Annotated in this window: 11 protein-coding genes; 3 read left to right on the forward strand and 8 right to left on the reverse strand. The window is 39.6% G+C overall.

Annotated features, from left to right (window positions below; genetic code table 11):
* Positions 1-95: 95 nt before the first annotated feature.
* The 3 genes from Q1B07_RS19375 (at position 96) to Q1B07_RS19385 (ending at position 3,729) form a co-directional block, all read left to right on the forward strand.
* Positions 96-797 carry a polyphosphate polymerase domain-containing protein gene (locus Q1B07_RS19375; protein ID WP_366945237.1) on the forward strand — a complete coding sequence of 234 codons (702 nt, stop codon included), beginning with the start codon at positions 96-98 and terminating at the stop codon, positions 795-797.
* Between the two features lie 23 nt (positions 798-820).
* Positions 821-1,504 carry a DUF4956 domain-containing protein gene (locus Q1B07_RS19380; protein ID WP_299093312.1) on the forward strand — a complete coding sequence of 228 codons (684 nt, stop codon included), beginning with the start codon at positions 821-823 and terminating at the stop codon, positions 1,502-1,504.
* 65 nt (positions 1,505-1,569) lie between these two features.
* The gene (locus Q1B07_RS19385; protein WP_299093310.1) at positions 1,570-3,729 is read left to right on the forward strand and encodes a carbohydrate-binding domain-containing protein; all 2,160 of its coding nucleotides are present in this window, start codon (positions 1,570-1,572) and stop codon (positions 3,727-3,729) included.
* A 141-nt stretch (positions 3,730-3,870) separates the two neighbouring features.
* On the opposite strand, the gene Q1B07_RS19390 is transcribed toward Q1B07_RS19385, so the two are convergent.
* The 8 genes from Q1B07_RS19390 to dcuS all read right to left on the reverse strand — a co-directional run bounded on the left by Q1B07_RS19390 (position 3,871) and on the right by dcuS (position 14,604).
* Positions 3,871-4,494 (reverse strand): HD-GYP domain-containing protein, encoded by a 624-nt coding sequence (locus Q1B07_RS19390; RefSeq protein WP_299093309.1) that lies wholly within the window; start codon positions 4,492-4,494, stop codon positions 3,871-3,873.
* A 356-nt stretch (positions 4,495-4,850) separates the two neighbouring features.
* Positions 4,851-6,320, reverse strand: coding sequence for a YdiU family protein (locus Q1B07_RS19395; protein ID WP_299093307.1), 1,470 nt, complete (start codon positions 6,318-6,320; stop codon positions 4,851-4,853).
* Between the two features lie 292 nt (positions 6,321-6,612).
* Positions 6,613-8,001, reverse strand: a complete 1,389-nt coding sequence (locus Q1B07_RS19400; protein ID WP_299093306.1) for an amino acid permease — start codon at positions 7,999-8,001, stop codon at positions 6,613-6,615.
* Positions 8,002-8,307: 306 nt separating this feature from the next.
* Positions 8,308-8,883, reverse strand: a complete 576-nt coding sequence (locus Q1B07_RS19405) for a YitT family protein (RefSeq protein WP_299093317.1) — start codon at positions 8,881-8,883, stop codon at positions 8,308-8,310.
* Between the two features lie 640 nt (positions 8,884-9,523).
* On the reverse strand, positions 9,524-10,762 hold the full coding sequence (locus tag Q1B07_RS19410) for a malic enzyme-like NAD(P)-binding protein (protein WP_299093305.1): 1,239 nt from the start codon (positions 10,760-10,762) through the stop codon (positions 9,524-9,526).
* A 74-nt stretch (positions 10,763-10,836) separates the two neighbouring features.
* Positions 10,837-12,180, reverse strand: coding sequence for a 2-hydroxycarboxylate transporter family protein (locus tag Q1B07_RS19415; protein ID WP_299093304.1), 1,344 nt, complete (start codon positions 12,178-12,180; stop codon positions 10,837-10,839).
* A gap of 118 nt (positions 12,181-12,298) precedes the next feature.
* Positions 12,299-13,006 carry a response regulator gene (locus tag Q1B07_RS19420; RefSeq protein ID WP_299093303.1) on the reverse strand — a complete coding sequence of 236 codons (708 nt, stop codon included), beginning with the start codon at positions 13,004-13,006 and terminating at the stop codon, positions 12,299-12,301.
* A complete protein-coding gene (dcuS, locus tag Q1B07_RS19425) occupies positions 13,003-14,604 on the reverse strand; it encodes a DcuS/MalK family sensor histidine kinase (protein ID WP_299093301.1) in 1,602 nt (533 codons plus the stop codon). The genes Q1B07_RS19420 and dcuS overlap by 4 nt, the downstream gene beginning before the upstream one ends.
* Positions 14,605-14,625 lie beyond the last annotated feature (21 nt).

Raw genomic sequence — 14,625 nt, forward strand, 5'->3', positions numbered from 1 at the left:
AGACGCTCGAGGTACAAAACTTATTTCATTACGTTTTGTGCCTTGAGCGAAGCGAAAGGAATGGGTATAAAAATGATAAAAGGGAGGAAATGAAAATGCCGATTCAGACCTCATTTAATCCGAAGGGTCGCAAAGAGCTTAAACATGCGATTTCGGTGGCAGAATATCACGTGCTGCGTCGTAAACTGCTGCATTTTATGAAAAGAGATGCCAATGCTGGTGCAAATGGGAAATATTTGATTCGTTCAACATACTTCGATAATTTTGATAATAAAATTTTGAACGAGAAAAAGGAAGGGTTCCTAAAAAGGGATAAATACCGTGTTCGCATTTATGAGAAAAAAGATGATGTCATCAATCTTGAGCGAAAAAGCAAACGAAATAATTTGACATACAAATCAAAATGCAAAATAACACGAGCAGAATTTGAAAAAATGCGGACCGGTGACGTTCACTGGATGAATCAAGACGAACGAGCCCTTATTCGCGATTTATTTTTTGAAATGCAAAATCACCAAATTAAACCGAAGACAGTGGTTGACTATGAACGTGAAGCATTAATGTACCCTTATGGAAATGTTCGAATCACCTTTGATACAAAGGTTCAATCAAGCTTACAAAATACAGATATGTTCAATAAACATTTACCAATGGTAGATGTGCTTGAACCAAATCTGGTCATCTTGGAAGTAAAATATGATGAATACTTGCCAGATTCTATTAAACTTTTACTTCAGCTGTCAGACACAAGGCAAGAAGCCTATTCAAAATATCAATTAAGCCGCATGTATGGTTAAAAAACATAATAGGAGAGAAAAAAATGGATACTACTAATTTTTCAGATATTTTCAAATCAAGTTTTATAGAGAAAACAACCTCATTTTCTATTATTGATTCCCTGCTTGGGATTGGCGTAGCGTTTTTAGTCGGGTTATTTATTTACGCCATTTATAAAAAAACCTTTAACGGTGTAATTTACTCACATTCCTTCAATATTTCACTAATCATTATGACAATGGCAACGGCGTTAGTCATCATGGGAATCAGCCAAAACGTATTATTATCACTTGGTATGGTTGGAGCGTTATCAATCGTTCGTTTCCGTACACCCATTAAAGACCCAATGGATTTAGTTTATCTATTTTGGTCCGTTATTGCCGGTATTTTGAGCGGTGCAGGATTCATATTATTATCTGCTGTCGGTTCTGTCCTTATTGGGCTTGTTATTCTTTTATTCGCAAATAAAATCAAAGTGGACAACCCTTACCTATTGGTTGTGAAATATGATCAACATGCTGTCGGGGAACAAATTGAAAGCATCATGAAAGAAAAAACAAAAAAATTCTCGTTAAAATCAAAATCAATTATTCAAGATCATGAAATGGAAGTCACATATGAAATTCGTGTAAAAGAAAACGATGCCAAGATTGCATCCGAGCTTTCAGCCATCCAAGGCGTTCATTCTGCCGTCATGCTAAGTTATGATGGTAACTTTACAGCATAAGAAGGGGATATTAGCCCCTTCTTTTTCCCATCAAACGCAAAGTTTTAACAAAGGAGGTTAATAAAATGAACAAAAGTATGACTAGGTTTTTATCTCTATTCGCTTGTCTTGCCATTATCACCAGTGGTTGCAGCAGCAATCCGAGCAGCAGGACAAATGCAGCTGAGCTTGCTAGTAATCTCGTCACATATGACAGCGATGATACGTATACCAGCTGGCAAGATTCAAATGTAACCTATATTCGTTTAGAGGAAACAACGGCAACGGTGGAAGAAAATGATGGCGTCATTGTTGAGGATTCACAAATATTGATTCGTACAACAGGAACCTATGTTGTAGAGGGAACACTAGAGGATGGTCAAATTGTGGTCGATGCAGAGGATGCCGGCACGGTTCGACTTATTTTAAATGGCGCAGAGATTCACTCCTCAACAAGTGCACCTATTTATGTAAAACAGGCAGATAAGACCGTGCTGTCTCTTGAAAAGGACACTGAGAATACCCTTTCTGATGGAAAAGAATACGTTTATGAAGATGGTGAAACAGATGAGCCAGAAGCGGCCATCTTTAGTAAAGACGATTTAACGATCAATGGATCTGGTAAGTTAAACGTAACAGGCAATTTCAAGGACGGCATTACGAGTCGTGACGATTTAAAAATTACAGGCGGAACGATTGAGGTTACATCTGCTGATGATGGTTTTGTCGGCCGTGACTTATTAGCTGTAAAGGATGCTGCGATCTCGGTAACAGCAACCGGTGATGGTTTGAAAGCCTCGAATGATGAGAACGAATCGAAAGGAAACATTGTTTTGGAAAGCGGTTCGGTAACGGTTCAAGCAAAAGGTGATGGCATACAAGCTGAAAAGGCTGTTACCGTTATAGACGGAGAATATTCGATTATTGCAGGTGGAGGAAGCCCGGAAACAATTGAAAGTGCTGAACAGCCAATGGATCGTCCTATGGGAACCACTGAGGATATGTCAACAATGATCGAACGTATGTTAGCGGGAATAGAGGTTTCTGATGAAATAAAAGAACAGCTTCAAAATGCAAAAAGCTTTGAGGAGATCCAAACGATTTTACAAAATTATCCCGAGATTCAAGAACAATTGCAAGCGTCCCGTGCCATGGCAGCAGGTGGTGAGCCGCCGCAAATGAATGCGGAAGAAACGACGGAAGATACAGAATCAGAGGATACATTTAGCACAAAAGGGATAAAAGCAGGCACTGAGATGACCATTGCTGGAGGAACATTTACCATCGACTCTCTCGAAGACTCTCTTCATAGTGATAAAAACCTAACCATTGCTGGAGGCAAAATCAAGGTTTCAACTGGAGATGATGGTATTCACGGTGGTGCAAACGTAGCTATTAACGGCGGAACCATCGATATTGAAAAAAGCTTAGAAGGTATTGAAGGCGAAAATATTACAGTCGCTGATGGCAACATTTATGTTCATTCAGAAGATGATGGCGTAAATGTTAATGGAGGCAGCAGTGATGCGGAAATGCCCCGGATGGGTATGAATGTTTCAGCCGAGGAAGAAACAGCGGCAGCTAAAGAAGAAACAGCTGGTGAAGAATCAACGGAAGATAGTCAATTAATAATTGAAGGAGGCTACCTATATGTTTACGCAAATGGTGATGGCCTCGACTCAAATACTGCAATTAAACAGACCGGTGGGACGGTGCTTGTATACGGACCTACCTCATCTGGAAATGGTTCGCTGGATTATACGGAGTCCTACATGATGGAAGAAGGCATTTTAGTTGCTGCAGGCAGCAGCGGCATGGCCCAAGGAATTTCAGAGGATTCAACACAAAACGCGGTGATGATGACTTTCTCCGAGTTCCAAGAAGCCGGAACATCCGTCTATGTAGCAGATCAGAAAGGTAAACAAGTCTTTGCCATTGCACCTGAAAAGCAATACCAAACCATTCTCATCAGTACACCAGACCTGCAAAATGACCAGTCCTATACAATTAGTTCAGGCGGAGCTTTAAGCGGAGAAAATAAAGATGGCTTGTATGATTCAGCACAATATAAAGATGGCACACAACCGATCACATTTACACTATCTGATATCATCACATATCTTGATGAATCTGGTGTGACAGAGGCACCTGCCGGGAGATTTGGCGGAGATGGCGGCGGTCCAAAAGGCATGGAAGGTCGAAATCCTTTTAATACAGAACAAAATACCGATACGCAAACTGAATAGTAAACAAACAAAAATGACAAAGGGAATAAAATACAGTTCAAAAAGATGTATTTGATGCACATAGGTCAGATCCTCCAACATCTAAATTTATGATATTTACGGTGTTTGAGGGATCTGACCTTCTTTTGTTGCCATATCAACTCACAATAACCCCTCGCCAAATTCAATTTCATAGTTTACAATCTGATAATCACATTTTTCAAGTATTTCTGTGAACGAATCAACGATTTTTGCGTCAAACAAAGTATGTTTACAGCGAATGAGCTCTGCAGCGGCTTCTCGATAAGATAATTGAGTGCTATAGGATCGAGGGGTTGTCATTGCATCAAATGAATCCGTAACCGCGACAATTCTTGCGAAAAGCGGAATATCATCCCCCTTTAGCTGATCCGGATACCCCGTTCCATTCATTCTTTCATGATGTGACCTGACTGTTTGAATCGCATAAACCATCGAAGCTTTCGGTTCCATATTTGATAGAATTGAGGCTCCAATCCTAGGATGCTGTTTAATGATCTCAAACTCCTCTTCTGTTAGCCGATCTGGTTTTAGAAGAATCTGATCGGGAATGCCAATTTTCCCAATATCATGTAACAAGGCCGCTTTGTATAGCTCACTGCATGCATTATCATCCAGACTCAGTTTTTTTGCAATCCAAATGGAATATTTTGCAACCCGCTCGGAATGGCCAGCGGTATATGGATCACGAGCATCCAGTATTCTCATAAACTTGTTTACTTTGTTTTCTAACTGTTTGGTGAACATTATTGAGAGTTCCTCTTTTCTAATATGATAATGTCAACCTTTTAGCAGTTTGAAAGAGGCAACCGTTACGATCTGATTCCTTCTTTTATTACAATGCTTCATCAGCAACCGCTAAATTAATCCTTAAAAGTAAAACATTTAAGTTATCAATATCTACCATTTATATCGACACAATTTTGTTTTTCTTTAAGATTTAATCCATTCCGCTGGGAAATGTTGCAAAAAATGAGGCTGACTCAAAAAAGGCCAGCTCCTCCAACACAATATATAGGATCTTCATCAGTCTATATCACTATATATATTGATAGTTGTGGAAGAGCAGACCCCTTAAAGACAGCCACATTGTTCTTCATTTATTATGTGCCGCAAAATGTTCGATACGGTCGGGATGAAGGCGCAGGCAGAGTGCAATATTCAATCTGTTCAGGAGAGTGGTCGTATGGTTTTGATAAAACATTAAGAAGCCGTTCCATCACACTATAGTCTCCTTGTTGCACTGCAGCATCGAGAGCTTCTTCTACCCGGTGGTTACGAGGAATAACCGCCGGATTAGAGTTCCGCATCAATTCAAGTGAGGATTCCTTCGATTCCTGCTGCTTGCCCAGTCTTGCCTGCCACCACTCATGCCACTGTGCAAATTCTTCGGTTCCAAACAGGTCTGATCCCTCATGTTGCTCAATCGTTAACGCACGGAAGGTATTTGTAAAATCCGCACGATGCTTTTCCATCAATTTGAGGAGATCTTCAATCAGGGCTTCATCCTCTTTCTCTTCATTAAAGATTCCCAGCTTAGCTCTCATTCCCTCAAGCCAATTAGCCTGATACAGCTTCGAAAAATGAGAAATCTCATTCTGAGCCAATTCAAGAGCCTTTTCCTCATCGTCATGCAGCAACGGCAATAATGTTTCAGCAAATCGTGCAAGATTCCATCCGCAAATGTATGGCTGATTTCCATAAGCATAGCGGCCTTGCCTATCAATTGAACTAAAGACGGTTGCCGGGTCATAAGTATCCATGAACGCACATGGACCGTAATCAATCGTCTCTCCGCTTATCGTCATATTGTCGGTATTCATTACGCCATGAATAAAGCCAACTAGCTGCCATTTCGTAATCAGTGCAGCCTGGCGCTCGATCACTTCCTGAAGCAAGCGAAGATAGCGGTTCTCATCAGCGGGAACGTCCTGATAATGCCGTTGCAATGTATAATCAGCCAAATCCCGGAGATGTTCGACTGTGCCCCATTGTGCTGCAAATTGAAAGGTGCCGACGCGCAGATGACTGGCAGCCACGCGAGTTAGGATCGCACCAGGCACTTCCGTTTCCCGGTAGATGGGCTCACCAGTCGTGACAACTGCAAGGCTGCGCGTGGTCGGAATCCCAAGGGCATGCATCGCTTCGCTGATGATGTATTCGCGCAGCATCGGTCCAAGCGCAGCTCGCCCATCGCCCCCGCGGGAATAAGGCGTTCTCCCTGATCCCTTTAGCTGAATATCAACCCGTTCTCCTTCAGGAGTGATCTGTTCGCCAAGCAGTAAAGCCCGCCCATCCCCAAGCATGTTAAAATGCCCGAATTGATGCCCTGCATATGCTTGCGCAAGCGGTGAAGCACCTTCTGGAAGCCTGTTGCCAGCAAACTCCTCCACCCCCTCCTCACTTTCCAATTCTTTATCGTTCAATCCCAAGGATACTGCCAACGGTTTATTGAGTATGATTAGCTTTGGTGACTCTACTGGGGTTGGATTGTGGCTGGTAAAAAATATTTTCGGCAGCTGAGCATAGCTGTTATCTAGGTTCCATCCTGCTTCACTTTTCTCGTTCGTCATCATATCTCCTCTCTTTCTTTGTATTCTCGTTCCATATCATGATTAATATGTTTAGTGTCTGTTTCCATGTTTTTATTATACCCTTTCTTTTACTAAGCTTGAGCATGTTCATTGTTAATGGATGTAAGAAAAGCGACACTTCTTCTAAAATTTACGACACATTCTGCCCCATGCAAAAAAGGACAGACAAGAGTAGTTTCTTGGTTTCATCTACCCTTCTCTGTCCTTTCTTCCTGAAAGTTAACACTCTTTATTCTAAATTAGAAAGATTCTGTTTTTTTCATGTTATTGCTTAATTTCCCACTGCTTTTTCCTCTTTTACCTGATCCGCATAATTCTCCTTAGGTTTCCGCATTTTATAAATCGCAACCAATAAAATAAACCAAACAGGTGTAACGAATAAGGCAACACGGGTATCTTCCGCCAGTGCCAGCACGACTAGAATGAATGCTAGAAATGCTAGGATCAAATAATTGGAAAATGGATAAAGCGGCATTTTAAATTTATTCTTTTTCGCAAGATCCGGTCTTGTTTGACGGTATTTTAAATGACAAATAACAGTAATTCCCCATATGTAAATAAAACATACGGTAGAAATACTTGTAATCAGCGTAAAGACTCCTTCAGGCATCACATAGTTCAAAACAACGCCAATTAGAATGACGGCAATTGAAAAGAACAATGCATTGGAAGGTACTTTACGTGAAGTAAGCTTTGCAAATGAAACAGGTGCATTCTTTTCTTTGGCAAGAGAATAAACCATCCGGCTTGTACTAAATATAGCGCTATTACAAGCAGAAGCTGCAGATGTTAGGACAACAAAATTGACGATACCTGCAGCTGCAACGATACCAATCGCCATGAAAACTTGAACAAATGGGCTTTCTGCAGGATTAATGGCACTCCAAGGATAAATACTCATAATGACAAGAAGTGCACCGATGTAGAAAATCAAAATTCGAATCGGGATATTATTGATCGCTTTTGGGATTACTTTTTCAGGATCTTTTGTTTCTCCCGCTGTAAGTCCTACGAGTTCAATGCCAACAAACGCAAACACGACCATTTGGAATGAAAGGATAAACCCATTCATGCCATTTGGGAACATGCCTCCGTGGCTCCACAGATTCGCGAAGCTGGATGTGCCGGAATTTGTGGAAAACCCTTTTATTATCATGAAAATCCCAACTACAATTAGTGCGAGAATTGCAATTACTTTAATTAATGCAAACCAGAATTCCATTTCACCAAACAGTTTAACGGTTGCAAGATTCATTATTAACAAAATAACAAGGGCAATAAATCCTGGTAACCACTGTGGTACACTAGGGAACCAATACTGTGTATATAGACCAACAGCAGTTAAATCGGCCATGGCAATGCAAATCCAGCAAAACCAGTAAGTCCAGCCTGTAATAAACGCTGCCATATTGCCTAAATAGTCTCCTACAAAGTCAACAAAAGAATGATAATTCAAATTAGTTAAAAGAAGTTCTCCAAGGGAACGCATGATTAAAAAGCAAATGACCCCTGTAATTAAATAAGCAAATAAGATCGATGGTCCGGCCAAATGAATAGACTTCCCTGCTCCAAGAAATAACCCCGTTCCAATTGCCCCGCCAATGGCGATTAGTTGTACATGCCTGTTTTTAAGACCTCTCGACAATTTTTGTTCTTCCATACACCTTCACCTTACTAATCAAGTTATTGTTATATCTAAATACCAACATTCCCTCAAAAAACTTTATTAATAAAATAATATCAGAATTACAGAGACTAGAAAACTAGTTGTTAACCATTTACTAATTCATTTGTTTCCTTTACTCTAAATAATTTGTCAAACAGAATGGTTCCATGATTTTTAACATATCAAGTTTATTATAATAGGAAAAGGAACTATTCCACTTTTTTGGGTATAGTTCCTTTTCACTATTAATACATGCAATTGATATTTAGAGCTACATAACTTGACCTCGCTCAAAGGTATTTATTCCAAAAAGATATTTGGCTTTGCAATCTTTGACGTAATGATTCCAATTATACAAATATTTACGGAAGAAAAAAGGAATGCTTTTATTCCTAACATATTAAACCCCGCTGTTAGTATTAAGCCGTCAATAATTAAAATAATAACACCTATATTGACAGAAATAGAATCTGATATAAATTGGGCTAACAAGTCGGTTCCTCCCGTGCTTGTTTTATACCGAAGCATGATTCCTACTCCGATTCCAATAATTGCTCCACCTAATATGACACTGATATAGATAGAAAGCAAAAATTGAGTTCTTAAAGGCGTTAACCAATCAATCATTATAGAAGTAGCAATTAAACCTAAAAAGCTATTAAAAAAATATGTTCGTTTATAGAACCACGCATAGATGAAAAGAGGTATGCTTAAGAGAAACATAGCTAAACCAGTTGGGAAATTAAAGTAATAATGCAATATAAGAGCTATTCCTGTAATTCCCCCGTCTAACAAATGATGTGGAACTAAAAAACCATTTATTCCAATGCTTATCAATAAACTACCTATTAGAATAGCAGCTATCTTCTGGAAAATATAAATCACCTTTTAATTTTTTTACTATAAATCTATGTACAAGCATGTAATTTAAGAAGTATGTTATGATTTTTTATTTTGCAATTTCTTTGTCCGATAAATCAGTGATTCACTTATAACAGTTCCGCTGTATACATTATTGTTTTAACAACAAAAAATACCTCCTAATCAAATCAGGAGGTATCGTAATAAGAGTGTTAATTTAGAATTCAACCCTTAATTCGATTCTTTTTTCTTCTTTTGTAATGAATTTTTAAGTATTGAACCATGCATTGTGATTGCTAATAAGATAATAACGGGTAAGTTCTCAAGTAAAAAAGTAATAAGCATACGATCCCTTCCTAAAAGTACAGTTATAAAACATACATCCTATACTTTATTTATTTTTAAACTATATAAGATATTTATCATCATAATAAGATTGCAGATCCTTCTTCCTGCAATTTTATATTATGTTCCACTATTGTCTTAGGACTAAACATTTGCCTAAAATACGATGAACTATCTTTACAGAATGTATCTTAACATTCGATTGATGAGGGGACATAAATTGTAATTAGCTGATTTTCTACAAAAATAGAGGGTGCCAGAACAGGAATCAGCCCCATTTTAGACACCCTCTATAAGTGCAAGTGATCATTTATACAAAAGCTTCTACTGCAAGGTTTTCTAGACGCTTTTTAATCTCTTCAAAATTCACATGTTTTTGCGCAACACCTGTTTCCATTGCAGCATAAGCAACAGATGCTGCTACATTAGCTGCTACTCTTGGATCAAATGGATTTGGAATGACATAATCGGGATGTAAGTCTTCCTCTGCAATCAGTCCAGCGATCCCATAAACAGCAGCTAGCTTCATTTCTTCATTAATTTCTTTTGCTTGAATATCTAACGCACCTCGAAAAATCCCGGGGAATGCGAGGACATTATTGACCTGATTAGGAAAATCAGAACGGCCTGTTCCAACGACAAGTGCTCCAGCTTCTTTAGCATCCTGCGGCATAATTTCTGGTACTGGATTGGCCATGGCGAATATGATTGGATCTTGATTCATCGACTGAATCATTTCTTTTGTGACAGCACCTGCAACTGACACTCCCACAAATACATCCGCTCCGACAAGCGCATCTGCTAACAGACCTTGTTTTTGTTCGCTATTTGTCATTTGAGCCATTTCATCTTTAAAGGAATTCATGCCCACTGGACGGCCTTCATAAATGATTCCTTTTGTATCACATAAAATGACATCTTTTACACCCATATGAAGAAGCAGCTTAACAATTGCGACTCCCGCAGCACCTGCACCGTTTACAACAACGAGAATATCTTCAATTTTTTTATTCGCTAATTTTAACGCGTTGATTAATCCGGCAGCTGTTACAATCGCTGTACCGTGCTGGTCATCATGAAAAACCGGAATATTGCATTCCTTTCGTAATCGTTCCTCAATGTCAAAACAGTGAGGTGCTGCAATATCTTCTAAATTCAATCCGCCAAACGTTGGTTCTAATAGTTTCACAACTTCTACCATTTTATCCGGGTCCGTTGTATCCAAACAAATCGGAAATGCGTCCACATCAGCAAATGATTTGAACAGTAATGCTTTCCCCTCCATAACAGGCATGGCTGCTTTTGGTCCGATATTACCTAAACCAAGTACGGCAGTTCCGTTTGAGACAACGGCAACCAAATTTCCCTTCATCGTATACTCATATACTTTACTCTCATCTTTATAAATGTCCAAGCATGGCTCTGCTACGCCTGGAGAATACGCAAGACTTAAGTCCTTTGTATTACGGACGGGAACCTTTGAATGAACACCAAGCTTTCCTTGATTTTCCTTGTGCATCTTGATTGTTTCTTCACGTAAAGTTGGCATTTCATGTATCTCCTTTTAAAGTTAAAAAATGAATTTTGATTCCTGTACTTTTTCCTGCTTATTTTCTTAATTTATTAGCTTAATAACTTCATTAAAAGCGTTGCGATGATAACCGTAGACGCTCCGCCAAGTCTTGTCGCCACTTGAGCAAATGGCATTAATGACATACGGTTGGAGGCAGACAAAATCGCAACATCTCCTGTTCCTCCTAAACCGCTATGGCATCCCGTTACAATGGCTGAATCAACCGGATACATTTTCATGAATTTTCCGACATTATAGCCCGTACCGACCATTGCAACCACAACAGCTGTACAAACAACAACATAAGCCGGAGTGACAATCTTCACAACATCCTCAAGCGGAATGTAAAGGATACCTAGCCCAACCATAAGCGGCCACGTTAAGCTTGTGGAAACAAATTTGTATAAATGATAAGCACCCTGTTCCATTTTGGCAGGTATTAGTTGAAGGCACTTAACTAATGTTGCAGCTACAATCATCAAGACAGGACCCGGAATCCCCAGGAACTTATGGGCAAGTGCCCCAAAAATGAAGAAGCTGCAAGCTATCAACAATCCTGCTCCCATTAACGAAAAATCAATCGGCACTTTACTCGTCGTATCTTCTTTCAACCCGTCTCCGCCTTTTGTTTTGACGAGTACGCCATTTCCGGAAAGCTCCGGTTTTCGTTCACCTAAGTTTTTCATTAATCCTGCACAAATGATCGCAACGATATTGCCAATCACTGCTGCTGGAATCATTTGCGAAACAAACGCTTCTGCAGGCTCGCCTAGAATTTGCGAGTAAGCCAGCGAAAGCGGCAAAATCCCCTCACCAATTCCTCCACCAATAATCGGGACAATGATATAAAAGAACGTGTGCTTCATATCATATCCAAACAAGGATCCTACCGATACTCCTGCCGCAACAGATGCAAGGGTTCCTAGGATTAGTGGAATAAACATTCTTGTGAATCCTTGAATAAGAACACTGCGATTCATCCCAAGAATACTCCCTGCAACTAAACAAGAAATATATAGATAAAGAAAGTTTGACGTTTTCATTAAAGTTGTGACCGCTTCCAGTGAAGCTGGATTAAACAGGTCATAAAATACTAGAATAGAAGGAACTAACAGAGCTAAAATCGCCGGTCCCCCAATATCTTTTAAAATCGGGATTTTCATACCAAGATCCCCAAGTAAAATTCCCATTACCATGATGACCGCAAAGCCTCCGATCATATCTGGCGGAAGTTGATTATAGACAGATGCTGCATAAATAATAGCTGCCAGCACTAAGTAAAGCGGCAACGGGATGACCCCTACCTTGAGTTGTTTGAGCCGTTCTAGCAATCCTCTTTTCTCTTCTTTTTTCTCTATTATGTGAAGCGTTTCCAACTTTTTTACTGATTCCATGTTGATGACCTCCTTTTTTCTTGTACTCTATGTTAGTCGTTTTGTCGAAACATAAATAGTTTTTGTAACTTATGTAAGTGTTTTTGTCATTAAAAAAAGTAAGCAGCCGAATGACTGCTTACAAATATTGTTTGATGATATTGCTTTTTTCTTCAATATATTCATGCTGATAAACCGGCCTTCCGATCGTTCCATAAATCACTTTTACGTCAAGTACGCCAATATCTTTTAAGAATTTCAAATATTTTCGAACCGATACCCTTGAAATTCCTGTACGACTTACCACATCTTCTGTTGAAAATGGACCTGTTTTTATACTCGTGATCACATTCCAAATGATGTTTAATGTATCTTTTGTCAACCCTTTCGGTAATTCTTCTGGAAGCCGTTTTTCTTCCTTACGCAAAATTTGCTGATCCAATTCCGCCTGATTAAGGACTTGCTGATTTTGAATAAAAGCTGCTTTCTCCTGATATGCTGCTAATGCCTCACGAAAACGTTCAAATTCAAATGGCTTAATTAAATAATCGACAGCCCCCAGCCTTAAGGCCTTTTGAATTCTTTCGATATCAGATGCAGCCGAAATAACAATTACATCGATTTTCTTTTCACTTTCTCGTATATATGAAAGCAAATCCAGTCCATGTTTGCCAGGCATAAAAATATCCAATAACAATAAATCGACTCTTTCCTTCTCCAATTCATAGATTGCCTGCTCAGCTGAAAAACAAACAGAAGCTAATTCAAAGCCTCCTACTTGTTCCAAGTAACGTTTATTAAATTCTGCCACCATCGGGTCGTCTTCTACAATCATGACACGAATCATTTTGCATCACCTTTGCTTTTATATGGAATGTAAACAGCAAACATCGTTCCTTGTCCTTTTTTTGAGGAAATGTCCAATTCTCCGCCAAGTTTTTTTAAGCTCTTGTTTACTAAGTAAAGTCCAAATCCACGATCCTCTCCCTTGGTGGAAAAACCTTTTTCAAGGATATGGTTTTGTATCTCTTCAACTATTCCGATTCCGGTATCCTTCACTTCAACTGTCAAGATTTCATCGGCATAATCAAACTCCACTTCTATTTGTTTGGACGTGCTGCTTTCAACTGCTTCAATGGCGTTATCGATGAGATTACCAATAATCGTAATCAATTCATGAGTAATGCTTGCATCTTCAGGTTCAGGCAATTGATATTCTGATTTGAAAACAAGCTCAGCACCTGACTCCCTTGCATAACTCAGCTTCCCGAGTAAAAAGGCGGCCAGCACGGGATCTTTCATTTTTCTTGTGATAAAACCAACCTCGTTTTTGCTATGGTCTGCGATTACACTAATATAATCAGCCAGCTGATTATATTGACGCATATGGACCATACCAAGTATGACATGGAGCTTGTTCATAAATTCGTGCGACTGTGCCCGAAGCGCCTCAGCGTATAACCGTACACCTGTTAGCTGCTCAGCCAGCTGGCTGATTTCCGTTTTATCACGAAATGTTGCAACAGCACCAACAATCTTGTTTTCGACAAGCACAGGAACACGATTAACCAGCAATGCAACACCTTTTATGTTTTGTTCTTCATCCAATTCAGCTTGTCCTGTTTGCAAAACTCTGCTTAACCTTGAGGTAATCATATAATCATCGATCTTTTTTCCAATCGGATTTTCATTTAAGCCAGCTTTTTGCAAAATCCCTAATGCGGCCTTGTTAATAAGAGTAACCCTTGAATCTTGGTCAACCGCTATAATCCCCTCGCGAACTGATTGTAACATGGCACTTCGCTCCTTAAGCAGCTTTGCAATTGCAATCGGCTCAAGCCCAAATAAAATCTTTTTAATATATCTGGCCAAAATGACTGCTCCGACAATTCCGGTTAAGATGCCAAAAATCGTCCCTGCATAAATGTCCCAGCGGCTTTTTTCAACCGCTTCATTGACCTTCTCAAGAGATATGCCCACCGCTACTGCTCCTACCTGCTTTCCGCTTTCATCGAATACCGGGGTAAACGAACGCAAGGAATGGCCTAACGTGCCTTTTGAAATCGAAACATGCTCTTTTCCTGCTAAGACCGCCTTTTCATCTCCTCCAACAAACCGCTTTCCTACCTTATTTGGGTCAGGATGAGATTTACGGATTCCCTTCATATCCATTACGACTACAAATTGTACGTTTGTAACAGCTTGTATGTTATTTGCAAATGTCTGTATGTCCTTTTCATCCCCTCTGCCGCTCAATCCTTGAATCACTAGCGGCGAACTTGCCACCATTCGGGCAGCATTTCCTGCTTTTTCAGCTTGGCTATCCTCAATGCTTTCAGCAACTGTTCGGCTGATAAGCAAATCGGTTATTAGTAATGAAAGAGCAACAACAGCACAGACAAAAAGCGTGATCGTTGTCTGTAAACTCCATTTTCCTTTTTTCATCTCTTCACCTCAATGGTTCAG

Origin of the sequence: uncultured Metabacillus sp. (assembly GCF_947503125.1) — a bacterium.
Lineage (GTDB): Bacteria > Bacillota > Bacilli > Bacillales > Bacillaceae > Metabacillus.